A 23,633-nucleotide genomic window follows, 5' to 3' on the forward strand; every position below is an offset into this window, starting at 1 on the left:
GTGCGCGCGTCGAGGATGTTCTCCGCGGTCGACTCGCACACCGAGGGGATGCCGACCCGGGTGGTGACCGGCGGCTTCGGGGTGATCCCCGGCGCCACCATGAACGAGCGGCGGCTGCACTTCGTCGAGCACCTCGACCACCTGAGGCGCCTGCTGGTCAACGAACCGCGCGGCCACTCGGCGATGAGCGGCGCGGTCCTGCAGCCGCCCACGCGCCCCGACGCGGACTTCGGCGTGCTCTACATCGAGGTCTCCGGCTGCCTGCCCATGTGCGGGCACGGCACCATCGGCGTCGCCACGGTCCTGGTCGAGACCGGCATGGTCGAGGTGACCGAGCCGGTGACCACGATCCGGCTGGACACCCCGGCCGGGCTGGTGGTGGCCGAGGTGGCGGTCCGCGACGGGCACGCCGACAGCGTGACCCTGCGCAACGTCCCGTCGTACTGCGACCGGCTGGACGAGGTCGTCGACGTGCCGGGGCTGGGCGCGGTCCGCTACAGCCTGGCGTTCGGCGGCAACTTCTACGCGATGGTCGACCTCCCCGAGGTGGGGCTGCCGTTCGACCGGGCCCGCAAGGGCGAGATCCTCGCCGCCGGACTGGCGATCATGGACGCCGTCAACGCCTCCGCGCCGCCGAGCCACCCGGAGATCGAGGGCGTCGACCACTGCCACCACGTCGAGTTCATCGCGCCCGGCTCGGACGCGCGGCACTCGCGGCACGCGATGGCCATCCACCCCGGCTGGTTCGACCGCTCGCCGTGCGGGACGGGCACGTCCGCGCGGATGGCCGAGCTGCACGCGCGCGGCGAGCTGCCGCTGGAGCAGGACTTCGTCAACGAGTCCTTCATCGGCAGCCGGTTCACCGGCCGCCTGGTGGGGGAGACGACCGTCGGCGGGCGGCCCGCCGTGGTGCCGACCATCACCGGGCGCGCCTGGGTCACCGGGGTCGGGCAGTACCTGCTCGACCCGACCGACCCGTACCCGGCGGGTTTCGAGTTCTGATCCGGGCGCGGGCACGGGGTGCGCTGCTCGTCAGCCTCCTACCGGTAAAGTCGGCATCGTGTGACATTGCAGTGCAAGGCTCACACGCCCGACGACTGCGGGAGGCCGTACCGGTGAGTCCGTCAACCATCAGCCCGGTGGTCGCGGGCGCGAGCCTGCGCGGCACGGTGGAGGACGCGGTCGCCGCGGCCATCGTCTCCGGCGAGCTGGCGCCGGGGACCCTGGTCACCGCGCCGACCCTGGCCGCCCGCTTCGGGGTGTCCGCCACCCCGGTCCGCGAGGCCATGCTCACCCTGCAGAAGCGCGGGTTCGTCGACGTCGTGCGCAACAAGGGCTTCCGCATCACCGACGTCAGCGAGCAGGACCTCTGGGAGATCGTGCGGCTGCGCCAGCAGCTGGAGGCGCCGCCGATGCGCGAGATCGCCAGGACCACGCAGCCCTCGACGGTGGCCGAGCTGCGGCTCAAGGCCCAGGCCATCGTGGACGCCGCCGCCGCGGCCGACCTGGCCACCTACCTCGCCGCCGACCTGGACTTCCACCTGCGGCTGCTGGAGCTGCACGGCAACCGCAGGCTCGTCGCCATCGTGAAGGACCTGCGCCAGCAGACCCGCATGGTCGGGCTGGCCGGCATGGTCGGCACGACCGAGTTGGCCAGGTCCGCGGCCGAGCACCACAGCCTGGTCGACCTGCTGGAGGCGAGGGACGGGCGGGGAGCGGAAGCGCTGCTGACCGACCACATCGGCCACGTGCTGGGCTGGTGGAGCGGGAACTCCGAGGACTGAGACCAGGCCCGCCGGCGTCACGGCGGGCCCGTCGTGCTGTCCGGAGCTCCGTCGCCACCACAGACGGAAATCTGCTTCGAGACCTCCAACAATGAGGTGTGACATACTACTGTCCCCCTCAGGTGATCGCCGTCACTGCTCGATCGTCCTGCTTGACCGGCCGCTCGCCTGGCGACGACAGCCCCGGGCTTCCTGGCCCGCATCGGGCAGGGCTGGTCGACCGCGAGGTCCCGGCCCGGTCGACGCCGCCGCCGAGCACCGCGCCCGGCTCAGCGCCGAGCTGCCGCAGTGCACCATCGTCCCGGCCGCAGGCCACGCCCCGCGCCGCGCCGCGCCGGTGACGTGAACTACGCGTTCCGCGCCGACAGCGACTTCGTCCACCTGACCCCGCCGGCCCGTCCCGGCGAGCGCGACTTCCACGCCAGTGCCGCCACGGCGAGCTGTGGGTCGGCCCGTCAGCCGGGATCGCCGCCTGGTCGACCGCGCTGGACCTGCCCGTGCGGCCCGCGGCCGACTACGACGACCGGGCCGCGACGACCCGGAACGGCTGCCCGCCGTGCTCTCCGATCCTGCACCGGGTCCACTGCGACGGGCCGGTGCGGCCCGGCGACGCGCTGCTGCTGGACATGGGCGTGGAGACCCGCTCCCTCCACCCGGCCGACGTCACCCGCCCCACCCCGGTCGGCGCTCGCCCCGGAGGGCCAGGAGCACCGCCGCTACCTGGTGTGCGGTATCGGCGTGCGCCTGGAGGACGACCTGCTGGTCACCGCCTCGGGCAACGAGGTCCTGCCGGGCGCGCTGCCGAACGACGCCGCGGGCGTCGAGGCGCGGGCCGCCCGGTGACGCGCGCCGTCACGGCAGGGCGCCGGTGGTGGCCAGGAGCAGGGCGACGGCGGGCAGGAAGTTGTTGACCTGGTGGGCGACGACGCTCGCCAGCAGGTTGCCGGTGAACAGCCGGGCCAGGCCGATCGGGATGGAGAGCACCAGCAGCAGCGGGGTGCGCAGCAGTTCCAGGTGGGCGATCGAGAACACGAGGCTGGTCGCCGCGAACACGACCCAGCGGTTCCAGCCCAGGTGTTCGAACGCGCGCCACAGCACACCCCGGAACAGCACCTCCTCGGCGAGCGGCGCGATCAGCCACACCGCCAGGAACACGACCACGGCCGCCGCCGGCGCCAGTTGACGTCCGGCGAACGCGTCACCGACCGCCGAGCTGGCCTGGTCCTCACCGACCCACGCGGCCCACACGGCGGCCGCAGGGAGCGTGAGCGCCAAGCCGCCCAGACCGAGCGCCAAGCCGATGGCGATCCCCTTGACGTTCCACCGGACCGCCAACTCGCGCGCCGCCCGCCCGAGCCTGGGCCCACCGCCGAACCAGGCCGTGCCGACCACCGCCACGACCGCGGCCAACGAGGTGGGCACGACGAGCAGCGCCAGCAGCCGCCCGTCTTCGAGCAGCCCCACGTCCCCCGAGCCGTAGGCCAGCAGCACGAGCACGGACACGAGCAGCATCGTCATCTGCCCGGCGAGGAACACGCCGACCAACGACAGCCCCGCTCGGACTTCCCGGGCGGGAACGGGGGAGTGGGGTGGCGCGGCAGGCGGGTGCGCGACCGGCTGGAACCCGCCTGGCTGGACCCCGGGCGGCGGGGGTGCGGCCGGTGGTGGGGTGGTCGGACCGGATTCGGGCCGCTGGGGTGAGGAGGAGGGTGACCCGGCCGGGTGGGGCGCGGTCACGGGGTGGTGGGGGTCCGGCCCGGTCTGGTCATCGCTCACAACCGTGGATAACCCGCGACGCGGGCCCGGTCAACTCGACCGCCGCGGTCGTGCGGTGATCGAGACCAACGGCCGGGGTCAGGTGGCGTTCCGGTGGCCCTGGGCGGGTCGCCACCGCCAGCGCTGCTCGCCGTCGTCGCGGAACTCGCCGGTGGCGCGCATCCCGATGCGTCGCGCGACCGCCTCGCTCGCCGGGTGGTCGGGCGTGATGTGGGCGTGCACGTCCCGCGCACCGCCGTCGACCAGCCACCCCACCACGGCCGCGGCGGCCTCCGTGGCGTAGCCGTGACCCTGGAACGGCACCCCGATCACCCACGCCACCTCGGCGGCCAGCCCGTTCACGCCGGTCGTGGTGGTCGCCTGCACGGTGCCGACCGCGACGCCGTCCTCGTCCCGCAGCACGACCCAGTTCAGCCAGCCCTCACCGCCGTCGTCGGACGTGGGCCGCTCCCAGCGCGAGTACCGCGACACCAGCTCGTCGGCACTGGGCGGCGCGCCCCCGATGATCGCGTAGAGCGCGGGATCGCCCAGCACCGCCGCCATCTCCTCGGCGTGCGCGACCCGCACGGGCTCCACCCGCAGCCGCGCCGTCCGCACCACGGCTTCCTGCGGCCACGGCACCGGCACCACCGGTGAGCGGCCCACGCCTACCACGGGCGCCGCCGGGCAGCCCGGTGCGCGGTGACGGATACGCCCATCTGTCGCCCCCTCGAACGTCACGTGCACAGTAACCAGTCGCGGCCGGTACTTACCGGGATTTCGCCGGCCGGCCCGTCGGCGGCCACGTGGCCGGCCGGTTGCGGGACGATCGGGACGTGACCACCACCCGCCACGAGCGACTGTCGACCCGCCTTTCCTCACTCGGCGACCGTGACCTCGCGGCCCTCGTCGGCACGCACGGGACCGTCGGCCTCGGCGGCGGCGCCGCGGTGGTCGACGTCGACGGCACGCCGGTGTTCGTCAAGCGCGTCCCGCTGACCGATCGGGAACTCGCCCGGCCGCACTCCACCGCGAACCTGTTCGACCTGCCGGTGAGCTGCCAGTACGGCATCGGCGGCCCGTCGTTCAACGCGTGGCGCGAGCTGGCCGCGAACCGGGTCGTGACCGAAGCGGTGCGGGCCGGCGGCACGGCGGCGTTCCCGCTGCTGCACCACTGGCGGGTGCTGCCCGGCCGCGCGCCCGTCCCCGCCGAGCACGCCGACGTGGACGAGGTCGTGGCGAAGGTGGGCGGCCACCCGGCCGTGCGCGCCCGCCTCGACGCGCTGGCCGCCGCGTCGCACAGCCTCGTGCTGTTCTCCGAGTACGTCCCGCACCCGGTGGAAGGCTGGTTGAGCGAGGACCCCGCGAGCAAGGCGGAGGAGGTCGAGCGGCAGTTCGCGCGGATCGTGGCGTTCCTGCGCGACCGGGAGCTGCTGCACATGGACGCGCACCTGGGCAACATGCGCACCGACGGCGAGCGGATCCACCTGACCGACTTCGGGCTCGTCACGTCGCCGCGGTTCGAGCTGTCGGCCGCCGAACGGGAGTTCGTCCGGCGCAACGCCCGCCACGACGCCGACTACGCCGCCATGCGGCTGGTGAACTGGCTGGTGACCGACGTGTGCGGGGTGGGGGTGCCGCCCGGTGGCGTCCCCACCGCCCGCAACGACTACGTCCGGCGCTGCGCCGCCGGCGACATCCCGGACGACGTGCCGCCCGCCGTGGCCGGGGTCCTGGCCCGGCACGCGCCCGCCGCCGCGCGGCTCAACGGCTTCTACTGGCGCTTGTTCGACGGCGAGGTCCACGCCGAGTACCCCGAGGCTCACGGCGAGCGCATCCCGCGCAGGTAGCCGACGGCGGCCCAGGGGCGACGGCCGAAGGCGAACACCTTCCCGGTCACCACGGCACGCGCCAGGCGGGTGCGGCGGAAGATCGTGAGCATCATCGTGGCCGGGTCGAACGTGACCCGGGCGTCGATCCTCCGGCCGTCCGCCGGCTCGACCCGCAGTCGGCCGTTCTCGCTGGTCAGCACGACCGGCGTGGTGTGCTTCGAGCGGAACTCGAGGGTGACGCGGCCCGGGTCGCCGCCGCCCTGGAGCAGCCGGCCCGACTGGCCGCCGAGCATGGGCATGAGGAACAGGTCGAACGTCAGCGCGGCCTCGTGGGCGGAGATGGGCCACGGCACGTCCAGGGCGCGGGCGATGTCCAGGCCGTGGATCAGGATCTCGTTGAGCTGGTGCGCCACGTGCGCGGCGGCGGGGAGCCGGGCGCTGCCGAGCCAGGGCCGCAGCTCGCGCGGGTCCACGCTCTTCGCCCTGGTCAGCAGCAGGTCGACTTCTTCGAGCAGGGTGTTCGACACCACGTCCAGCGCCCGCTCGGGGAAGTGGTCCAGGGTCAGGGCGTTGAGCCGGGCGAACCCGCCGAGTCCCGCTTCCTGCCAACCCCGGTCCAGGTCGGGCGCGTCGAGCGGCGACAGGTCGCCGCCGATCAGGCCCGCGTTGAGCCGGGCGACGGTGGCGACGTGCGCGGCGGTCTGGGCCACCGACCAGTCGCCGATCGCGGGCCGGTCGGGCGCCCGGCAGGCCAGGAGCATCCGGCTGAACCGCTCGGCGGCGGCGTCGAGGGCGTCACGCGCGTCCTGCCAACGCCGGTCGGTGATGTCCAGCTCCACGAGTCGCCTCCCGTGCCGTCGACGTCACTGCACCGAACGTAGTGAGCCTGCCCGGCGTCGAACTACCGCCGTCGTGCTCTACTCCGGCGACCCGAACCGGTCCAGCACCCGGCGCACCCCGACCTCGGGCGGCTCGGCCGCGAAATCCACCACCAGGTGCGGTTCGTCCACTCCCGACGGCCGCGCGCCACGGTCCTCGACCGCGCGCACCCAGCCGGGCACCACGTGCTCCGGCCGCACGACCACGTCACCGAGCCGTTCGGCCTCCCGCGACGACGCGGCCGCCCCACCCCGCGTGGTCCCGTCGAGGTCCGTGAGCAGGCCCTCGGCCGAGGGGTGCGCCGGCGGGTCGGCCACAGGGCTCACCGGGACGGCAGTTCACCTGTCCGGGTGAGGTGCTCGGCGAGGGCGCGCAACTTCACGTTGTTCCGCTGGCTGGTGCGCACGAGCACCGAGAACGCCTGGTCGGCGGTGAGCCGGTGGCGTTCCATGAGGATGCCCTTGGCCTGCCCGATCAGGTCGCGCGTCTGCACCGCGTCGGCCATGTGCTCGCGCTCCTGGGCGGTGGCCAGCGCCACGGCGGCGTGGCCCGCGAACAGCAGGCCCACGTGCTCGGAGTCCTCGTCGAACGCCCGCGTGTCCGGTGAGTACAGGTTGAGCGCCCCGAGGTCGTCACCCTCCACGTACAGCCGGAACGACAGCATGCTGGCCACGTCCAGTGCCAGCGCCCGCTTGGCGAACAGCGGCCACCGCGCCTCCTCGGACAGGTCGGGCGCGCTGACGATCTTCTGCTGGTAGAGCGCGGTCAGGCACGGTCCCTGGCCGGTGTCGTACTGCACCTGGTCCACCTCGCGCGGCACGTCGTCGGTCGTCGCGACGGTCCGGATCTCGCGCCTGCCCGTGATGGTCATGATCCCGGCGTGCCAGGCGCCGGGGATGGTGCCCACGGCCGCGCGCACGATCTCGTCCAACGTCGCCTGGGCGCTGTCCAGCCGGTGCAACGTGCGCGCGACCTCGTTCAGCCTGGCGGCCAGGTCGTCGCTGGTCGAGTGCTCGGCCACACCAGCCACCTCCGTCGGATGATCGTGGACGCACTATGGCACTCCGGGTGTGCCCAGTCACGTCCACGCCCACACCGCCCCCTCGCCTGGAATACGAGCCAGAACCGTTCCGTTGAAGCAGGTGTCGGCCCTGCCCGAGGTGCGCGGGGCGAAGTCGTCCGAAGCCCGTCATCTCGGCGGACGATCCACGAAATCCCCAGTTGAGCCCGTACGTCACCCCCGCGCGGGTGCGATCCGGCAAGGAGACGACCATGTCGTTGACGGTGGAGATGCCCCGACCGACCCGCTCGACCCGCGAGCCCCGCCGGGACCGCTCGACCGCGACCGTGCGCGAGGCCGACCTGGTCGGCCGCTACCTGCGCGAACTCACCTCCACGCCGCTGCTCACGGCCGACGAGGAGGTCGTGCTGGCCAAGCGCATCGAGGCCGGCGTGTACGCGGCCGAGCTGCTGCGCGGGTCCGACGAGGGCGACGGCCCGCCCCTGGACGCGGAGCGCCACCGGGCGCTGCGCACCGTGGCCGAGCAGGGCAGGCGCGCCAAGGACCACATGATCCGGGCGAACCTGCGGCTGGTGGTGTCGGTGGCCAAGAAGCACTCGTTCCGCGGCCTGCCGATGCTCGACGTGGTGCAGGAGGGCAACCTGGGCCTGATCCGCGCGGTGGAGAAGTGGGACTACGCCAAGGGCTTCAAGTTCTCCACGTACGCGGTCTGGTGGGTCCGCCAGGCCATCGAACGCGGCCTGGCCGAGCAGACCCGCACGATCCGGCTGCCGATGCACGTGCACGAGGAGGTGGGCAAGCTGCGCAAGACCGAGCAGCGGCTGCGGTCGGAGACCGACCGCGAGCCCACCGCCGACGAGGTCGCGGAAGCGGCCGGGATGCCGGTGGCCAGGGTCGTCGAGCTGATGGCCGCCAGCCGCGCCGCGCTGAGCCTGGAGACGCCGGTCGGTGACGACGGCGGCGTGTCCGTGGCCGACCTGATCGAGGACGTCGAGGCCGTGGACGCCCACCAGGCGGTCGAGCAGCAGGAGCTGTCCGACGGGCTGCGCGCCCTGGTGGGCACGCTGCCCGAGCGGCAGGCACGCATCCTCACCCAGCGCTACGGCCTGTCCGACGGGCGGGCCCGCAGCCTCCAGGAGCTGTCCGAGGAGCTGGGCCTCACCCGCGAGCGCGTCCGGCAGCTGGAGAAGGAGTCCATCCGGATGCTGCGCGACCCCGAGCGCAACCGGAGCCTGCTCACCCTGGCGGGGTGAGCCGCCCCCGGCCAGCTTTTGCGGCCCGCGCCCGGTGGTAGCAGTGTCGGGGTCCCGACCCCGAGGAGCCAGCCATGACCGAGCCCGCCCACCACCTGACCACCACCGAACTGGACCGCGGCATCCTGCTGGTGAGCGTGTCCGGCGCGCTCGACGCCGCCACGCACCAGCCGGTCGTCGGCCAGCTGGACGCCGTGTTCGAGGCACGCCCGCCCGGCGTGGTGCTCGACCTGGCCGCGGTCGAGTTCATGGGCTCGGTCGGCATCGCGATGCTGGTCAACAGCCAGCACCGGGCGAACCGGCTGCGCATCCCGTTCGCCGTGGTGGCGAACACCCGGGCGGTGCTGCGGCCGTTGCAGATCAGCCAGGTGGACGGGGCGCTGCCGCTGCACGCGTCCGTGGACGAGGCGGTGGCGGCGCTGCGGCTGGTGTCGACCTGACCGATCGGCGCCCGCGCGCCGCCCGGATCAGGCCCAGCGCCACGAGGACACCCGGGAAGGCCAGCCCGAACGGCCGCAGCGTCCTGGTCCAGGGCCAGGCCGACCCGCTGAGCGCGAGGTGGTCGGTCGGGTACTCCAGCACCCTCGCCGTCCACGTCGCCGTGGCCACGTCGGTGGTGCGCGCGAGGTCGCGCAGCACGCCGTCGAACGGGAAACCGCCCTCCCGGTGCAGGTAGACCGGGTCCGCCTCGGCGTAGCGGTCGGCCGCCCGGCGTCGCGCGGCCCCCGCGCCCGGCACCACCAGCCGATCCAGCCCGCCGGCGGCGACCGGGTCCGCCCTCGGCGCGAACGTCAGCCCGTGCCGCGACCGCACCGGCTCGGCCCCGGGCGCTACGGCCACCGTGCGGACCGCCAACGACTGGCCGTACGCGTCGAAGGCCGACGCCAGCTCGATCTCGCCGACGCCGTCGGTGAGCAGCACGCCGATCCGGTCGCGGTCCCAGCCGAACGCGCTGTTGAACGCCACGACCGCGTCCGCCGGCCGCACCCCCGCCCGCGGCATCGAGGCCGCCTCGCCCCGGCGGTAGTGCCGCCAGCCGGTCGCCTCCGCCGCCCCGGCCGCCGCCTCCGGCCCGACCAGCCGTTCGACCACGCGCAGCGTGCCGTCGACACCGGACAGGATGCCCGCCGTGGTGATCACGTCGCCGTCGTCCACGTACCGCGTGCCGCGGACCCAGCCGACGGCCGGGTAGTCGTCCTCGAACGAGTCCAGGCGCAGCCGGTGCGCGGTGGCGTCACGGCCGTCGAGCAGGCCCGCCGAGGCGAGCACCCCCGACCCGTTGCACACGCCGAGCAGCAGCGCGCCGCCGGCCGCCTGCCCGACGAGCCAGTCCGTGACCGGCTTCGACGTGCTCTCACCGACGTCGGGCATGGCGGGCACGAGCACCACGTCCGGGGCCGCGCCCCCGAGCAGGTCGGCCAACCCGGCGAAGGTCAGGTCGGGCACCAGGTCGAGACCGCCGGTGAGCGGCGCCGGGCGGGCGGACGGCGCGACCGCGTAGACGTTGAACGCGCCGGTCGTGGCCAGGACCTCGTAAGGGGCGAGCGTGTCGGACACGACGGCGCCGCGGTCACCCACCACGACGACGGCGGTCGGCTTGGTGGGGTCGTGCGCCACCCGGGCGGGTGGCGGCGCGGCGCCGTCCGCCCGCGGGGCGTTCAGGTCGCCGAACGCGGCGCGGAGGGTCGGCGCGCCGAGAGCGGCGGGCAGGGCGAGGGCGGCGAGCAGGACCACCAGAGCGGCGCCCGCGATCCGGGAGACGGCGCGCACGGCCGTTCAGCACCCGTACTCGTGGCGGCGGCGCAGCATCGCGACCAGCATCGCCGGGACCATCAGCACGTGCCCGGCCGTCATCAGCGCCGACCCGGACAGGGCGTCGGCCCAGTGGAACGGCAGCAGTACGACGAACGGCACGTACATCGCGGCGGACATCTCGGCGATGCCCGCCCAGCCGTGCCGGCGGACCCGCATCCAGAGCGCCATGCCCAGCGCCATGTTCGTCGCCATGACCAGCACGTGCGCGGTCACGTCGTCGGCCAGGCCCGGCCAGGCGAACGACCAGACGGGCTCCAGCGCCACCATGCCCACCACCATGGCGACGGCCATCTCCAGCGCGTGCCGGGCGAAGCGCAGGACGGCGCCCGTCCGCCCGGACCTGCGGCTCGTGGTGGTGATCGGCTCTTCCGGGCTCATGACGGCTCCTCCGTTGCGATCGGCTTTGCGCAACGGAGATCCTGGGCGGTGAGGGGAGCTGGGTCAGGTGCCGAAGGTCATGCGCGAGGTCACATGACCTCAGCAGAGCCCGAGCTCGCGGGCCCGCAGCGCGGCCTGCGTGCGGTCGCGCACCTGGAGCTTGGCCAGCACGCCGGTGACGAGGTTCTTCACCGTGCCCTCGGCGAGGAACAGGGCGCGGGCGATCTCGCGGTTGCTGCGTCCCTCGGCGAGCAGCCGCACGACGTCCAGCTCGCGGTCCGACAGCGGCACGGGCGGCCGACCGGGCGGCGCGGCCTCCTGCGGCAGCCGGGCCACCCTCGCCACGAGCTTCGCCGCCACGGACGGTTGCAGCACCGACTCGCCGCGCCGCGCCGCGACCAGCGCCTCGACCAGCCGGGCCGACGAGACGTCCTTGAGCAGGTAGCCCAGCGCTCCGGCGCGCAACGCCGCGAACACGTCCGCGTCGTCGTCGAACGTGGTCAGCGCCAGCACCCGCACCCCGGGCTGCTCGACCCGCAGCCGGTCCGTGGCCGCGATGCCGTCCAGCACCGGCATCCGCAGGTCCATCAGCACCACGTCGGGCCGCAGCTCGGCGCACAGCCGCACGGCCCGCTCGCCGTCACCGGCCTCGCCGACCACCTCGATCTCCGGCTGCACCTCCAGCAACGTCGCCAGCGCCTCCCGGAACAGGGCCTGGTCGTCCACGATCAGGACGCGGACCGGCGGCTCCGGCGCGGTCATGCCGGCACCTCGACGGTCAGCGCCACGCCACGCCCGCCGGCCGAGCCGACCGACACCCGACCGCCGAGCCCGGCCACCCGCTCCTCGATCCCGACCAGCCCGAACCCGTCACCCGGCCGGTCGGCCATCCCCCGACCGTCGTCGCGCACCTCCAAGCGGACCAGGTCGACGCGCCCGTAGTCGAGCACGACGGTCGCGGCGGTCGCGTCGGCGTGCTTGCGGACGTTGGTCAACCCCTCCTGCGCGGCCCGGAACAACGACTCCTCGACCTCCGCGCGGGTGGCGCGGGCCGCGCCGCGCACCTCGAACCCGGTCGGCACGCCCGCCTCACCGGCCTCGGACGCCAACGCGCGCAAGGCGTCCACCAGCGACCCGGACCGGGGTTCGCGCAGCGCGGCGACCGAGCGGCGCACCTCGGCCAGCGCCTGCTTGGACTGGTCCTGCGCCTTGGCGAGCATCGCGTCCAGCCGCTCGGGCTCGGCGGTGCCGATCACCGCGCGGGCGGCTTGGAGCAGCATCTGCACGACGGTCAGGTGGTGCCCGAGCCCGTCGTGGATGTCGCGGGCGACCCGGTTGCGCTCCTGCGTGGTCGCGAGCTGCTCGGCCTGGGCGGCGTACCCGCGCAACCGCTCGTTGGCCACCGCGAGCTCCGCGCGGGCGCGTTGCTCGCGCACCAGCAACTCCGTGATGACGACCGTGAACGCGGTGACGGCCAACGTGCCCAGCCCTTCCCGCAGCCCGTCGGGCCACGCCATCTCCACGTGGACCAGCGGGATGACCGCGGCCACCGCGGCGGCGGCCGGCAGCGGCAGCAGCAGCACGCTCTGCGCGACCAGCACCACCAGCAGCAGCACCGACCCGACCGCCGCGCCGGACAGCACGAACAGCACGAACCCCATCGGCAGCTGCACGAGGACGTACGCCGCGGCGAACACCCGGCCGCGCCGTTGCGCGAACGGGAAGCCGAAGATCGCCAGCGCGCCGTAGGCCAGGCCGACGAGCAGCGTCGGCACGAGCGACTGCTCGAAGGTCTCCGACCCCAGCGGCAGCGTCACGTACGCGAGCACGGTCAGGACGCTCAGCGCCTTCTGCACGTCGTCACTGTGCGGGACCCGCGACGCCATGGTCAACTCGGTTCGGGACCAGGTGGTTTCACCGCTCGTCCGATCGGGGTACTCCGTCCGGGCGTCAAACAGTCGGCGCGTCGGCAACCTCCGATGTCCGGGGAAAAGGCGGCGATGCGCGATGGAACTGGATTTCGACGACGCGGTGACGTGGGGCCTGCGCGGTTACGTGCGGCGGGTCACCGAGGAGCTGGGGCTCACCGGGGAGTGCTCGTACGTGCAGGCCGAGCGGCCCGCGGGCGCGTACCTGGCCCTGGACGGGCGGTTGCCCGGCGCGCCGGACCGCGACGTGGCGCTGGTGTGGGACGAGGAGCACGGCTGGTCGGCCGCGATCGAGACCCACAGCGGTGAGGACGTCCTCGTCCAGGCGCACTTCGGCCCGGACCTCCTGCCGCCGCCGAGGGCCGTCGCCCGGTGGGTGCGCGGCTTGTTCCGCGGTGAGCGCCGCTCCCCGGCGCGGTTCGCGGCGATCCCCGGCGCGACCGACGACCTGGCCGACCGCCTCGCGCCCTACACCGCCGCCGCGTTCGTCCCGGCCCCGCGCGCGGAGTCGGCCTGACGACCGGCGGAGCGCCCCACCCGGCCCGGACCGCCGACCGCGCACAGGTGGGATGATCGTCCCCGACGGCAGGAGGGACGCGTGGGGGATTCGCCTGTGCAGCGGGCGGCGGTGCGGTCGGACGTGCCCGGTATCGCCGCGTTGATGCGCCGGTCGGTGCTGGAGCTGTTCCCGCACTTCCACGACGAGCGCGAGACGGCGAGCGCGGCGCGCTACCTCACCGTGCCGGACGTGGTGCTGATCGACGACGGCACCTACTACGTGCACGAGGCGGCGGGGGAGGTCGTGGCCTGCGGCGGGTGGAGCAAGCGGGACAAGCTCTACACCGGGTCGGGTGACCGGCCGGCCGACGGCCGCCTGCTCGACCCAGCCGCGGAGCCCGCCAGGGTGCGGGCGATGTTCGTCCGCGACGACTGGACCCGCCGGGGCCTGGGCCGCGCGATCCTCGCCGCGTGCGCGCGGGACGCCCGTGCCGCCGGGTTCCGGTCGCTGGTGCTGATGGCGACGCTGCCGGGCGTGCCGCTGTACCGCTCGTTCGGGTTCCGCGAGGTGAACCGCACCCGGGTTCCGCTCCCCGACGGTGTGACGTTGGCCGGGGTCGAGATGGTCTGCTCGCTCGACTGAGCGAAGCGCTTCCTCCACTGTCGGGTGGGCTGGCTCCACGTTCCGGTGATGGAGCCGCCACGTCCGCGCACCGCTCCTACGCTCGGCGGGTACCCCGGTGAGAGGAGCTGACGATCCGATGACCAGGTCCACCATCCTCATCGCCGCGGAGCGGGCCGCCCCGGGCAACACCGTGCCGGCGGCGAAGGTCGAGCAGGTCCGCGCGCACCTGAGCGAGTGCGGGCACGACGTGATGGTCGTGCACTCCGCCGCCGACGCGGCCGCGGCGATCACCGCCCAGGCCGACCTCGCCGCCGCCGTGGTGAGCTGGGAGCTGGCCGGCGGCGCGCTGCGCCCACCCGACGCGGGCCCGGCCGTCGAGGGCGGCGTGCTGCGGATGCTGCTGGACCGGTTCTCCTCGCGGCTGCCGGTGTTCCTGCTGACCGCCGGCGACTACAGCGACGAGACGCCGCTGTGGGTCTCCGAGGTGATCAACGGCTGGATCTGGCTGCTGGAGGACACGCCGGACTTCATCGCGGGCCGGATCGACTTCGCCGCGCGCCAGTACCTCGACCACGTCCTGCCACCGTTCTTCCGCGAGCTGTGCCGCTTCGACGACACGCACCCGTACTCGTGGCACACGCCGGCGCACGCGGGCGGCATCGCGTTCCTCAAGTCGCCGGTCGGCCGGGCGTTCTTCGACTACTTCGGCGAACGGCTGTTCCGCACCGACATCTCGGTGTCCGTCGCCGAGCTCGGCTCGCTGTTCGAGCACACCGGTCCGGTCGGCGACGCCGAGCGCAACGCCGCCCGGATCTTCGGCGCCGACGAGACCTACTTCGTGCTGCACGGCACGTCCACGTCCAACCGGATGATCCTGCACAGCGCGGTGGCCAACGACGAGATCACCCTGCTGGACCGCAACTGCCACAAGGCGATCAACCACGGCGTCACGCTCACCGGCGCGCGCCCGGTCTACCTCGTGCCCACCCGCAACGGCTACGGGATCACCGGGCCCATCCCGCCGGCCCGGCTGACCGCCGAAGCGGTGCGGGCCCAGATCGGGCGCACGCCGATCGCCGCGGGCGCGGTGAGCCAGGACGCGGCCTACGCGGTCATCACGAACTCCACCTACGACGGGCTCTGCTACGACACCGTCCGGGTGAACGAGCTGCTCGGCGCGTCGACCCGGACCCTGCACTTCGACGAGGCGTGGTTCGCCTACGGCCGGTTCAACCCGCTCTACGCGCGCCGCTACGGGATGGCGGTCGGCGACGGCGGGCCGCCGGCCGCCGAGAGCCCCACCGTGTTCGCCACGCACTCCTCGCACAAGCTGCTGGCCGCGTTGTCCCAGTCGGCGATGGTGCACGTGAAGTCCGGCGGCAAGGCGCCGTTCGACCGGTCCCGGTTCAACGAGACGTACATGATGCACGGCACCACGTCGCCGCTGTACCCGATGATCGCGTCCTGCGACGTGGCGGCGGGCATGATGGACGGCCCGGCCGGGACCTGGCTGACCACCGAGGCGATCACCGAGGCCATCCGGTTCCGGCAGGCCATGATCCGGCTCGGCGGGCGGTTGGCCGCCGCGGGCGACCGGCCGCCGTGGTTCTTCGGCGTCTGGCAGCCCACCGAGGTCGCCGACCCGGCCACCGGCGAGCGGGTGCCGTTCCACCAGGCGCCGCTCGACCTGCTGCGGACCGAACCCGACTGCTGGACGCTGGCGCCGGACGCGCCGTGGCACGGCTTCCGCGACCTCGAACCCGGCTTCTGCCTGCTCGACCCGGTCAAGGTGACGATCACCTGCCCCGGCGTGGACGCGCTGGGCGACGTGTCGGCGTTCGGCATCCCGGCCCGGGTCGTCACCGCGTACCTGGAGACCCGCCGGATCGTGGTGGAGAAGACCGACGTGTACACGTTCCTCGTGCTGTTCTCCATGGGCATCACGAAGGGCAAGTGGGGCACGCTGCTCGACGCGCTCACCGACTTCAAGCAGCTGCACGACCGGCGCGCGCCGCTGGCCGAGGTGCTGCCGGACCTGGTGAAGGCGCACCCCGAGCGGTACGGGCGGCTGACGCTGCCGCAGCTGTGCGAGGAGATGCACCACAGCCTCGCGGACAGCAAGGTCGTGCAGCTGCTGAACGAGGCGTTCACCAGCCCGACGCCGCCCACCGCCGTGATGACGCCGGCCGAGGCCTACCAGCGGTTCATCCGCGGCGCGACCGAGCTCGTCGGCCTGGACGACCTGGCCGACCGGGTGGTGGCCACCCAGGTCACCACCACGCCGCCCGGCATCCCGGTGCTGGTGCCCGGCGAGCGCGTCGGGTCGCCCGACGGCCCGCTGCCCCGGTACCTGCGCGTGCTGGAGGCGTTCGACCGGCGGTTCCCGGGGTTCGCCAGCGAGACGCACGGCGTGCACCACGAGGGCGGCAGGTACTGGATCTCGTGCGTCACCGAGTAGCGGCCACCGGGACGCCCGGCGCGGCGCGTCCTTCAGTCGGGTCTGGCGGCGGCGGGGTGGCGTCCGTGGGGCACGGCGTCGAGCAGGGTGACGCCGATGGTGCTGCCGTCGGGGACGCGGTAGGTGCGCCGCTCGCCGCGCCGCGCGCCGGTGAGCGCCGTGCCGAGGGGCGAGTCGGGGGAGTAGACCTCGAGGTCGCCGTGCTCGGCGGCACGCGCGCCCAGCAGGAACGTCTCGGTGTCGTCCGCGTCGTCGTACCGGACGGTGAGCACCATGCCGGGTTCGGCGACGCCGTCGTCGGGCGGGTCCTCGCCGACGACCGCGTTGCCGAGCAGGTGCTGGATCTCGCGGACGCGGTCCTGCCGCTGCCGGCGGATCGCGGCGCGGTCGTCCGGGTCGGCGGACTCGTCGTCGCCCGCGGTGCGGCTCAGCTCGGCCAGCTCGGTCCGGAGCCGTTCGTGGGCGTGCCGGGTGAGCCAGGTGCGTCGGGGCTGGGTGTCGGTCATGGTGGCCTTCGTGGGAGGGGTGCCGTCAGGGCGGCCGGTGGGAGGGTGGGGCCGCCCTGACGGCGCGGGTGTCCGCGGTGCCGGGTGGTGCAGCGGCGCCGGCTCCTCGGACGGGGTGGTTGGCTCTGGTCGGTCAGCGGTCCGCGCGCAGGCGGAGGATCGTGTCGACGTCGTGGGCGTAGCCGGTGGCGATGTCGGTGAGGATGTCGAGCTGCACGCGCAGCAACGTGTTCTCCGCGCGCAACCAGTGCAGCTCGGCGCGCTCGTCGCGGGCGAGCGGGTCGCGGGTGCCGTCCACGCGGGCGCTCAGCGCAACGGGTCGAACGCGCGCAACGCCTCCGGCTGCTTGCCGGTGGTGATCTGCTCGGCGAGCAGCCTGCCGGTGATCGGGCCGTGCGCCAGCCCCCACATGCCGTGCCCGCCAGCGACGTAGACCCCGCGCGCGAGCACCTCGCCGATCAGGGGACGGCCGTCCGGGGTGACCGGGCGCGGGCCGACCCACACGTCGCGGCGCTCCTCCCAGCGCACGCCGTCGAGCAGCGGGCGGGCCGAGGCGGTGATCGCGTCCAGCCGGGCCACCACGCCCGGCGCGTCCGGGTCGCGGAACTCCATGGTGCCCGCGACCCGGAGCGCGCCCTGGTAGGGCGTGCACGCCACCCGGGCGGCGGGCAGGTAGACGGGGCCGGGCACCGGGCGGTCGACGGGCACGGTGAACGAGTAGCCGCGGCCCGCGCGCACCGGGACGCGCACGCCCCACCTGGCCGCGAGCCGGGACAGCCACGCGCCGGTGGCCACGACCGCGACGTCGGCGGTCAGCGACTCGCCGCCGCGGGCGCGCACCGCGACGCCCTGGCCGGTGGAGTGGACGTCGACGGTCTCCAGCACGCGGAACGTGGCGCCGCGCGCCTCGACCGACCGGGCCAGCGCGTGCACGAACCCACCGGGGTCGAGGTGCCGCTGGCCGTCGATCCGCACCCCGGTGGTGAGGGCGCCGGACGCCAGCGGCACGAGTTCGCGCAGCTGGTCGCGGTCGAGGGTGGCGTGCTCGACCGGCTGGCCCGCCTGGGCCATCCGGCTCAGCTCGTGGCGCAGCCCGTCGGCCTGCCGGGCGGTCTCGAACCCGGCGGTGATCGGCGCGGCCACCGTGGGCGCCTCGACGCCGTTCGCGGTCAGCACGTCGAACGCCTCCACGCACTCGGCGTTGAGCGCCCGGTTCGCGCGCACGGCCCGCGTCCAGGACGACCACCGGCAGTTGGCCGCGAACCGCGCCAGGAACGTCCACAGCCCCGGGTCGGCGGACAGCGGGATGTGCAGCGGCGCGGCCGGGTTCAGCAACGACCGCAGGCCGTAGCGCAGCACGGACGGCTCGTTGAGCGGGATGGTCAAGCCCGGCGAGAGCCACCCGGCGTTGCCCCACGACGCGCCCGCGGCCACCCCGGTGCGGTCCACCACGGTCACCTCGACGCCGCGTTCCTGCAGGAACCACGCGGTCGACAGGCCGACGATGCCCGCGCCGACCACGACCGCCGACCCCGGCCCGCCGGCACTGCGCCCGACGTCGACCATGACCACCTCCACACCCGAGCGGAACTGCTGTCCACGTCAGCATTCCCCGGACGCCCCACCAGCCGGTTGTCCGTCACCGACAATCTGATGGCCTGATCTTGTCGGGAACCGACAGCTACTCGGTGGCGGCCAGATCGATGATCATGGCGAGGCGCTTGCGCGGGTCGTCCAGGTCGAGCGGCGTCACCTCGACCATCTTCCGCAGCCGGTAGCGGATGGTGTTGGGGTGCACGCCGAGCCGGTCGCCCGCCCGCGCGAGGTCGCCCTGCGCCTCCAGCCACGCGCGCAGGGTCGGCACGTAGTGGGTCGCGTGGTCGCCGTCGTGGCGGCGCAGCTCGGCGACCGGACCCCGGGCGGGGGTGCGACCCGCCCGCGCGGCGGCGCGCAGGCGTTGCAGCAGGATGTCGTCCCACGACTCGTCGTAGGCCGGCGGCACGGCGTCCGGGGTGCGCGCCTCGTGCAGCGCCAGGCACTCGTCGGCCTCCTGCCTGCTCGCGGGCAGGTCGGCCGCCGACGCGGTCGCGCCGATGCCCGCGGTCACCGTCACCCGGCTCGGGAGCGCGGCCCGCAGCAGGGTCACCCACTCGCGCGCCGCGGTCACCTGCTCGCCCGGCAGGACGGTGTAGAGCGTGGTGCCGGCCAGGGTGCTGCGGCCGGGTCGGGACCAGCCGAACCCGGTGGTGGCGCGTTCGAAGGCCAGCAACAGCGCGGCGTGCCGCTCGGCGGCGATGTGGGCGCGCACGGCGATGACCCGCGACGGCCCCTGCGGCAACCCGAGCCTGCTGACCACCGTCGCGGCGTCCGCGGTGCCCTCCAGCAGCCGGATCACCAGGTCGGACTCCACCTGGCGCTCCAGGTCCGCGCTGGCCCGCGAGCGCAGCAGGTGCAACGCCACGGTGCGGGCGCCGTCGGCCAGCGCCGCGCAGCGGACGCCCGTCAACGGCACGCCGCACGTCACCCACACCGACCCGAGCAGCTCCCGGCCCGCGCGCACGGCCACGACCATCCGCCCGGTCAGGCCGTGCTCCGGGTCCTCCTCGACGAACAGCGGCTCGTCGTAGGCGGCGAGGTAGGCGAACACGCCGCGGCGCTCGAACGCCTCCCGCAGCCGCGGCGGTGCCTGCCGGCCCAGGATCGTCTCCAGGCGGGCCGGGTCGGCGCCCTGCTGCGAGCTGGAGTACGCCAGCACGTTCGAGAGCCGGTCCTCGATGGTCACCGAACCGCCGACCGCGCCCGCGAGGCTGTCGGCCAGCGCGAACAGGTCCGTCGGGCCGCGACCGGACTCCGTCTCCCGGCCCTCCAGCACCAACCCGTAGACCACCCCGGCCAGCTGGCTCCACGACACGGCCGGGTCGACCAGCATCACCGCGACGCCTTCCGCCTCGCCGATCGCGGCCGCCTCGCGCTCGGCGTCACCGTGCAGCAGCACCACGGCCGCCTTCGCCGCCGCGGCCCACCCCACGGCCTGGGCCACCGACTCGGCGCCGACGGCCAGGAACACGTCGCCGCCGACCGCCCGCGCCTCGCTGGCCTCGCGCATCACCACGCTGCGCAACTCCGTCGAGCGCGGCACGGGGCAGCACGCCAACCGCACGCCGTAGCCACCCAGCACGTTCACCAGGCGGTCCAACCTGATCATGGGCAAACCTCTGTTCGGAGCCGACAGCACACCGTAACCGCCGGCGGCGTCAGCGCTCCTCGACCTCGTCCCGCCGCCGGATGGTGACCAGCTCGCTCGCGTCCTCCCGGCGCAGCCTGCGGATCATGGACCAGGCGATCCGCTCCGCCTGCGACTTCGCCAGGTCCGCCTTCTCGCCCGTGAACAGGTCGTCCACGGTAGCGGCCCACAGCGCCAGCCACCGGGTGAAGTGCGCGGAGGTCAGGGGGAAGCGCTCGTGCAGGTCGAGGTGCACGCGCAGCAGGTTGCGGCGGTACGTGCCGGCGCGGAACAGCACCGTGGCCCAGAAGTCCGCGATCACGGGCAGGTGTGCCGGGAGGTCGAGCCTGGCCACGTCGCGGAAGACCGGGCCGAGCAGCCCGTCGTCGAACGCCCGCCGGTAGAACTCGGTCACCAGCGCCAGCGCGTCCTCCCGGCCGGCCAGGTCCCGGGCCGCCGTCACCGCGCGCCGCCCGCGCGGTGCGGCACCAGGTCGAGCAGGACGGGGCCGGCCGGTTCGGCGACCAGCGCCCGCACGGTCACGTCGTCCAGCACGGCGAGGAACGCCAGTTGGGCCGCGCGCAGCGCCCCGCGCAGGTGGCAGCCCCCGCGCAGCGGGCAGGGAGGGCCGTCGCAGTCGACCACCTCGCTGTCGCCCTCCAACGCCCGCACGACGGCGCCGACCGAGGTCTCCAGCACCGCCGGCGGCACCCCGACCCCGCCGGCCCGGCCGCGCGAGGTGGCCACGAAACCGTGCCGCTGGAGGCGCTGCACGACCTTGGCCATGTGGTGGCGCGGCACGTCGAGCGCGTCGGCGAGCCGGTCGACGGTCAGCCGCCCGCCGTCGGTGGCCAGGAGCATCACCACGCGCAGCGCGATGTCCGTGGACCGGATGAGGTACATGGAGGGACGGTAGCAAAAGAGGTATTCTCGGTTCCTGTTTCGGTCGGACCAGGTGGGGGCGTCGGTGGAGTCGAACGAGAACCGCGCGCCGACGCCGACCGGGGACCCGGTGTGCCTGCTGTCGCGGGTGTGCCCGGAGTGCGGCTCGATGGCCGAGGGCCCGGTGCCGGCGGTGTGCCCCCGGTGCGGCGCGGAGATGCCCGACCAGGACGACGAGCGGTGAGCCCGCTATTGGTTCATCGCCTGTCCTTTTGTTCACGAGTGTGACCGGGCCGGGCGATTCTGTTCACGAATATGACCGCCCGCATTTGCACGTCCGGTTGAGTTGATCAATGGCACCCGCGATCAGCTCGGTGTTCGATCGTATTCGACACGCTGGCGGTCCGACCTCGGGAAAGCCGTCGTTGACCGGCCGCTTCAACAGCATCTAACATCCCGCTGGAAAGCGATTTCCGGAAATTCTTCACACTGGTGAACCGGTGCCGGGAAACGCGCTTTCGAAATCGGTCGACCGCCGACCTCGGCGTCCCGGAAAGTGAGAAGTGGAGTTGTTGATGAGCACAGCGGATCACCGTCGATCCACGCGACCCGCACCACCGCGTGGCACACGATGGCGCCTGAGCCTGGCCGCGGCGGCGGGCGCCACGGCGCTGGCCGCCGGCCTCCTCGCCTGGCCGGGCGCGACGCCCGCGGACGCGGCGGTCGGCGCGGGCACCTACACCCTCAAGAACGCGGGCAGCGGGCAGTGCCTCGACGTGCCCGGCGCGAGCGCGGCGAGCGGCGTGCAGCTCCAGCAGGCGTCGTGCGCCACCACCGGCAGCCAGCAGTGGACGTTGGCGGCGGTGAGCGGCGGCTTCAAGATCACCTCCGTGGCCACCGGCCTGTGCGTCGGCGTCCGGGACTCGTCGACCTCGGCGGGCAAGGCGATCGAGCAGGAGTCGTGCACCGGCGCCGCCAGCCAGACCTGGTCGTTGACCGCCAGCGGCAGCAACTACCGCGTGATCAACGCCAACGGCGCCAAGTGCATGAACATCAAGGACAACTCCACCGCCACCGGCGCGCTGGTGCAGCAGAACTCCTGCGACAGCGCGGCCACCAAGCAGTGGACGTTCACGCCGACCAGCGGCGGCCCGACGTCGACCTCCACGTCGACCTCGACCACGACGCGCACCACGACCACGACCACCACGAACCCCGGCAGCGGTGGTGACGGCAGCGGCCCGTGGCCGAGTGACACCGGCAGCGTGCACCAGACCACGACGCGTGACGTGGGCACCTACTTCAACGGTGGCATGAAGCGGTACTACGGCATCGGCGACGGCGGTCAGGGCGAGAGCCAGGACCCGATGTTCGTGGTGGCCAACGGCGGCACGATCGAGAACGTGATCCTCGACGCGCCCGCCGGCGACGGCATCCACTGCGAGGGCTCCTGCACGATCCGCAACGTCTGGTGGAACGACGTGGGCGAGGACGCGGCGACGTTCAAGTCCTCCAGCTCCTCGGCGACCTACCTGGTCGACGGCGGCGGCGCGAAGTCGGCGTCGGACAAGGTGTTCCAGCACAACGGCGCGGGCACCGTGACCATCCGCAACTTCCAGGTCAACGGCGCGGGCAAGCTGTACCGGGCGTGCGGCAACTGCGCCACGTCCTACCAGCGGCACGTGGTGATGGACGGCGTCACGGCGCGGTCGACCAGCGCGCTGGCGGGCATCAACACCAACTGGGGCGACACCGCCCGCTTCTCCCGCATCACGGTCTACGGCTCGGCGTCGATCTGCGACAAGTACAAGGGCGTCCCGAAGGGCAGCGAGCCGACCAAGATCGGCTCCGGCGCGGACGGCGTGAACTGCTTCTACTCGTCGTCCGACATCACCTACCGGTAGGCGGCGGCACGACACCGATCGAGGTCGCGGCCACCCGGCCGCGACCTCGATCCGTCACCGCCGCCGGACTCGGCGTGGATCTTCCCCGACCGGTTGCCCGGCGTCGCGGGCGAGTTCGGATACCGTGTGGGACGACCGGGCGGCGTGGCGTGAGCAGGGGCAAGGGGCAACGACGGTGACCAGCTGGATCGATGTGATCAACTACGTCCGGACGCGGTACGAGGTGCTGGAGGAGACCGACAGCTGGCTGCGCTTCCGGCTCGACCTGGGCGAGAGCCGGACCCAGCAGGTCTCCGTGCACCACGTGCCGGAGTCGGACGGCGTGGCGTGGGTCGAGATCTCCTCGCCCGTCGGCCAGGCCGACGCGATCGACCTGAAGCGGCTGCTCGTGCTCGCGGGCACCTCGGCCGTCGGCGGGGCCGCCGTGGTCGACGACGTCGCCCTGCTCAAGCACACCGTGCCGCTGGAGGACCTGAGCGTGCGGGAGGAGTTCGAACGCCCGCTGATGCTGCTGGTCACCGCCGCCGACGCGTTCGAGCACGAGCTGACCTCGACCGACGACTTCTGATCGCGGGTTTCGCGGTCGGGGCCTGCGGCCGATCCCGTTGGTGGCTGAACACCACCGTGCCGCGACGGAGGAACGTCATGACGGCTGAACGGCTTGAAGGTCATCTGGTCCGGGATCCGCGCACGCTGCGCACCGACGTCGAAGCGCAGCTGGACCAGGCGGCGGAGGAGGTCAGCAGGCGGCTCGGCGGCAAGATCGACCACCAGGTCGTGCGCGCGGCCGTGTCCGACGCCTACCAGCGGCTCGCCGCCAAGGCGAAGTTCCCCAACTTCCTGCCGATCCTGGCCGCGCGGTCCGCTCAGCGGAGCCTGCGCGGGACCTGAC

Annotated in this window: 27 protein-coding genes; 12 read left to right on the plus strand and 15 right to left on the minus strand. The window is 73.8% G+C overall.

The genetic code is table 11. The annotated features are described in order from the left end of the window. The gene (locus tag EDD40_RS00440; RefSeq protein ID WP_123741128.1) at nucleotides 1-1,002 is read left to right on the plus strand and encodes a proline racemase family protein; all 1,002 of its coding nucleotides are present in this window, start codon (nucleotides 1-3) and stop codon (nucleotides 1,000-1,002) included. A gap of 113 nt (nucleotides 1,003-1,115) precedes the next feature. Next, nucleotides 1,116-1,784, plus strand: a complete 669-nt coding sequence (locus tag EDD40_RS00445; protein WP_123741129.1) for a GntR family transcriptional regulator — start codon at nucleotides 1,116-1,118, stop codon at nucleotides 1,782-1,784. Nucleotides 1,785-2,636: 852 nt separating this feature from the next. Here EDD40_RS00445 and EDD40_RS00455 read toward each other — a convergent pair. Then, on the minus strand, nucleotides 2,637-3,320 hold the full coding sequence (locus EDD40_RS00455) for a CPBP family intramembrane glutamic endopeptidase (protein ID WP_123741130.1): 684 nt from the start codon (nucleotides 3,318-3,320) through the stop codon (nucleotides 2,637-2,639). A 318-nt stretch (nucleotides 3,321-3,638) separates the two neighbouring features. Beyond that, nucleotides 3,639-4,205: a GNAT family N-acetyltransferase gene (locus tag EDD40_RS00460; RefSeq protein ID WP_246037292.1), complete on the minus strand. Its 567-nt coding sequence runs from the start codon at nucleotides 4,203-4,205 to the stop codon at nucleotides 3,639-3,641. Between the two features lie 170 nt (nucleotides 4,206-4,375). Here EDD40_RS00460 and EDD40_RS00465 point away from each other — a divergent pair, with 170 nt between their 5' ends. Continuing rightward, the gene (locus EDD40_RS00465) at nucleotides 4,376-5,389 is read left to right on the plus strand and encodes a serine/threonine protein phosphatase (RefSeq protein WP_123741131.1); all 1,014 of its coding nucleotides are present in this window, start codon (nucleotides 4,376-4,378) and stop codon (nucleotides 5,387-5,389) included. On the opposite strand, the gene EDD40_RS00470 is transcribed toward EDD40_RS00465, so the two are convergent. The 3 genes from EDD40_RS00470 to EDD40_RS00480 form a co-directional block, all read right to left on the minus strand. Continuing rightward, nucleotides 5,362-6,210: a maleylpyruvate isomerase N-terminal domain-containing protein gene (locus EDD40_RS00470; protein ID WP_123741132.1), complete on the minus strand. Its 849-nt coding sequence runs from the start codon at nucleotides 6,208-6,210 to the stop codon at nucleotides 5,362-5,364. The two genes, EDD40_RS00465 and EDD40_RS00470, sit on opposite strands and share 28 nt — an antisense overlap. 78 nt (nucleotides 6,211-6,288) lie before the next feature. Next, nucleotides 6,289-6,576, minus strand: a complete 288-nt coding sequence (locus EDD40_RS00475; protein ID WP_148088637.1) for a hypothetical protein — start codon at nucleotides 6,574-6,576, stop codon at nucleotides 6,289-6,291. Continuing rightward, nucleotides 6,573-7,271: a GAF and ANTAR domain-containing protein gene (locus EDD40_RS00480; protein ID WP_211348030.1), complete on the minus strand. Its 699-nt coding sequence runs from the start codon at nucleotides 7,269-7,271 to the stop codon at nucleotides 6,573-6,575. The genes EDD40_RS00475 and EDD40_RS00480 overlap by 4 nt, the downstream gene beginning before the upstream one ends. 251 nt (nucleotides 7,272-7,522) lie before the next feature. Here EDD40_RS00480 and EDD40_RS00485 point away from each other — a divergent pair, with 251 nt between their 5' ends. Together EDD40_RS00485 and EDD40_RS00490 are read left to right on the plus strand one after the other, a co-directional pair. Beyond that, a complete protein-coding gene (locus EDD40_RS00485; protein ID WP_246037294.1) occupies nucleotides 7,523-8,524 on the plus strand; it encodes a sigma-70 family RNA polymerase sigma factor in 1,002 nt (333 codons plus the stop codon). A 74-nt stretch (nucleotides 8,525-8,598) separates the two neighbouring features. Then, the gene (locus EDD40_RS00490) at nucleotides 8,599-8,964 is read left to right on the plus strand and encodes an STAS domain-containing protein (RefSeq protein WP_123741134.1); all 366 of its coding nucleotides are present in this window, start codon (nucleotides 8,599-8,601) and stop codon (nucleotides 8,962-8,964) included. Here EDD40_RS00490 and EDD40_RS00495 read toward each other — a convergent pair. From EDD40_RS00495 to EDD40_RS00510, 4 genes are all read right to left on the minus strand, one after another. Beyond that, a complete protein-coding gene (locus tag EDD40_RS00495; RefSeq protein ID WP_123741135.1) occupies nucleotides 8,885-10,294 on the minus strand; it encodes a DJ-1/PfpI family protein in 1,410 nt (469 codons plus the stop codon). The two genes, EDD40_RS00490 and EDD40_RS00495, sit on opposite strands and share 80 nt — an antisense overlap. A 6-nt stretch (nucleotides 10,295-10,300) precedes the next feature. Continuing rightward, a complete protein-coding gene (locus tag EDD40_RS00500) occupies nucleotides 10,301-10,717 on the minus strand; it encodes a hypothetical protein (protein WP_123741136.1) in 417 nt (138 codons plus the stop codon). Nucleotides 10,718-10,816: 99 nt separating this feature from the next. Continuing rightward, nucleotides 10,817-11,479, minus strand: a complete 663-nt coding sequence (locus EDD40_RS00505) for a response regulator (protein WP_123741137.1) — start codon at nucleotides 11,477-11,479, stop codon at nucleotides 10,817-10,819. Continuing rightward, nucleotides 11,476-12,603, minus strand: coding sequence for a sensor histidine kinase (locus EDD40_RS00510; RefSeq protein ID WP_123741138.1), 1,128 nt, complete (start codon nucleotides 12,601-12,603; stop codon nucleotides 11,476-11,478). Before EDD40_RS00510 ends, EDD40_RS00505 begins: the two co-directional genes overlap by 4 nt. Before the next feature lie 121 nt (nucleotides 12,604-12,724). On the opposite strand from EDD40_RS00510, the gene EDD40_RS00515 reads away from it, so the two are divergent. The 3 genes from EDD40_RS00515 to EDD40_RS00525 all read left to right on the plus strand — a co-directional run bounded on the left by EDD40_RS00515 (nucleotide 12,725) and on the right by EDD40_RS00525 (nucleotide 16,226). Further along, nucleotides 12,725-13,162, plus strand: coding sequence for a DUF6292 family protein (locus EDD40_RS00515; RefSeq protein ID WP_123741139.1), 438 nt, complete (start codon nucleotides 12,725-12,727; stop codon nucleotides 13,160-13,162). An 81-nt stretch (nucleotides 13,163-13,243) separates the two neighbouring features. Further along, nucleotides 13,244-13,786: a GNAT family N-acetyltransferase gene (locus tag EDD40_RS00520; RefSeq protein ID WP_246037295.1), complete on the plus strand. Its 543-nt coding sequence runs from the start codon at nucleotides 13,244-13,246 to the stop codon at nucleotides 13,784-13,786. Between the two features lie 118 nt (nucleotides 13,787-13,904). After that, a complete protein-coding gene (locus EDD40_RS00525; protein WP_123741140.1) occupies nucleotides 13,905-16,226 on the plus strand; it encodes an Orn/Lys/Arg family decarboxylase in 2,322 nt (773 codons plus the stop codon). Between the two features lie 32 nt (nucleotides 16,227-16,258). On the opposite strand, the gene EDD40_RS00530 is transcribed toward EDD40_RS00525, so the two are convergent. From EDD40_RS00530 to EDD40_RS00550, 6 genes are all read right to left on the minus strand, one after another. Beyond that, complete coding sequence (locus tag EDD40_RS00530) at nucleotides 16,259-16,732, minus strand: GreA/GreB family elongation factor (protein WP_123741141.1); 474 nt, start codon at nucleotides 16,730-16,732, stop codon at nucleotides 16,259-16,261. Nucleotides 16,733-16,865: 133 nt separating this feature from the next. Beyond that, nucleotides 16,866-17,030: a hypothetical protein gene (locus EDD40_RS41285; protein ID WP_170184882.1), complete on the minus strand. Its 165-nt coding sequence runs from the start codon at nucleotides 17,028-17,030 to the stop codon at nucleotides 16,866-16,868. Between the two features lie 8 nt (nucleotides 17,031-17,038). Then, nucleotides 17,039-18,298 (minus strand): NAD(P)/FAD-dependent oxidoreductase, encoded by a 1,260-nt coding sequence (locus EDD40_RS00535; RefSeq protein ID WP_123747642.1) that lies wholly within the window; start codon nucleotides 18,296-18,298, stop codon nucleotides 17,039-17,041. 115 nt (nucleotides 18,299-18,413) lie between these two features. Beyond that, nucleotides 18,414-19,937, minus strand: coding sequence for a PucR family transcriptional regulator (locus EDD40_RS00540; RefSeq protein WP_123741142.1), 1,524 nt, complete (start codon nucleotides 19,935-19,937; stop codon nucleotides 18,414-18,416). Nucleotides 19,938-19,986: 49 nt separating this feature from the next. Beyond that, nucleotides 19,987-20,418 carry a group III truncated hemoglobin gene (locus tag EDD40_RS00545; protein ID WP_123741143.1) on the minus strand — a complete coding sequence of 144 codons (432 nt, stop codon included), beginning with the start codon at nucleotides 20,416-20,418 and terminating at the stop codon, nucleotides 19,987-19,989. Next, nucleotides 20,415-20,858 (minus strand): RrF2 family transcriptional regulator, encoded by a 444-nt coding sequence (locus EDD40_RS00550; protein ID WP_123741144.1) that lies wholly within the window; start codon nucleotides 20,856-20,858, stop codon nucleotides 20,415-20,417. Before EDD40_RS00550 ends, EDD40_RS00545 begins: the two co-directional genes overlap by 4 nt. Nucleotides 20,859-20,922: 64 nt before the next feature. Here EDD40_RS00550 and EDD40_RS41290 point away from each other — a divergent pair, with 64 nt between their 5' ends. The 4 genes from EDD40_RS41290 to EDD40_RS00565 all read left to right on the plus strand — a co-directional run bounded on the left by EDD40_RS41290 (nucleotide 20,923) and on the right by EDD40_RS00565 (nucleotide 23,632). Continuing rightward, nucleotides 20,923-21,081, plus strand: coding sequence for a hypothetical protein (locus EDD40_RS41290; protein ID WP_170184883.1), 159 nt, complete (start codon nucleotides 20,923-20,925; stop codon nucleotides 21,079-21,081). A gap of 331 nt (nucleotides 21,082-21,412) precedes the next feature. Further along, nucleotides 21,413-22,741 carry a pectate lyase gene (locus EDD40_RS00555; RefSeq protein ID WP_123747643.1) on the plus strand — a complete coding sequence of 443 codons (1,329 nt, stop codon included), beginning with the start codon at nucleotides 21,413-21,415 and terminating at the stop codon, nucleotides 22,739-22,741. 175 nt (nucleotides 22,742-22,916) lie between these two features. After that, a complete protein-coding gene (locus EDD40_RS00560) occupies nucleotides 22,917-23,309 on the plus strand; it encodes a hypothetical protein (protein WP_123741145.1) in 393 nt (130 codons plus the stop codon). A 77-nt stretch (nucleotides 23,310-23,386) separates the two neighbouring features. Further along, the gene (locus EDD40_RS00565; RefSeq protein ID WP_123741146.1) at nucleotides 23,387-23,632 is read left to right on the plus strand and encodes a three-helix bundle dimerization domain-containing protein; all 246 of its coding nucleotides are present in this window, start codon (nucleotides 23,387-23,389) and stop codon (nucleotides 23,630-23,632) included. Nucleotide 23,633 lies beyond the last annotated feature (1 nt).

Origin of the sequence: Saccharothrix texasensis, assembly GCF_003752005.1 — a bacterium.
Taxonomy (GTDB): domain Bacteria; phylum Actinomycetota; class Actinomycetes; order Mycobacteriales; family Pseudonocardiaceae; genus Actinosynnema; species Actinosynnema texasense.

Coding starts and splice junctions, on each gene's coding strand:
- EDD40_RS00535 (WP_123747642.1), bottom strand. CDS start 18,298: ATGGTCGACGTCGGGCGCAGTGCCGGCGGGCCGGGGTCGGCGGTCGTG.
- EDD40_RS00565 (WP_123741146.1), top strand. CDS start 23,387: ATGACGGCTGAACGGCTTGAAGGTCATCTGGTCCGGGATCCGCGCACG.
- EDD40_RS00540 (WP_123741142.1), bottom strand. CDS start 19,937: ATGATCAGGTTGGACCGCCTGGTGAACGTGCTGGGTGGCTACGGCGTG.
- EDD40_RS00505 (WP_123741137.1), bottom strand. CDS start 11,479: ATGACCGCGCCGGAGCCGCCGGTCCGCGTCCTGATCGTGGACGACCAG.
- EDD40_RS00550 (WP_123741144.1), bottom strand. CDS start 20,858: ATGTACCTCATCCGGTCCACGGACATCGCGCTGCGCGTGGTGATGCTC.
- EDD40_RS00500 (WP_123741136.1), bottom strand. CDS start 10,717: ATGAGCCCGGAAGAGCCGATCACCACCACGAGCCGCAGGTCCGGGCGG.
- EDD40_RS00515 (WP_123741139.1), top strand. CDS start 12,725: ATGGAACTGGATTTCGACGACGCGGTGACGTGGGGCCTGCGCGGTTAC.
- EDD40_RS00525 (WP_123741140.1), top strand. CDS start 13,905: ATGACCAGGTCCACCATCCTCATCGCCGCGGAGCGGGCCGCCCCGGGC.
- EDD40_RS00485 (WP_246037294.1), top strand. CDS start 7,523: ATGTCGTTGACGGTGGAGATGCCCCGACCGACCCGCTCGACCCGCGAG.
- EDD40_RS00555 (WP_123747643.1), top strand. CDS start 21,413: ATGAGCACAGCGGATCACCGTCGATCCACGCGACCCGCACCACCGCGT.
- EDD40_RS00510 (WP_123741138.1), bottom strand. CDS start 12,603: ATGGCGTCGCGGGTCCCGCACAGTGACGACGTGCAGAAGGCGCTGAGC.
- EDD40_RS00530 (WP_123741141.1), bottom strand. CDS start 16,732: ATGACCGACACCCAGCCCCGACGCACCTGGCTCACCCGGCACGCCCAC.
- EDD40_RS00490 (WP_123741134.1), top strand. CDS start 8,599: ATGACCGAGCCCGCCCACCACCTGACCACCACCGAACTGGACCGCGGC.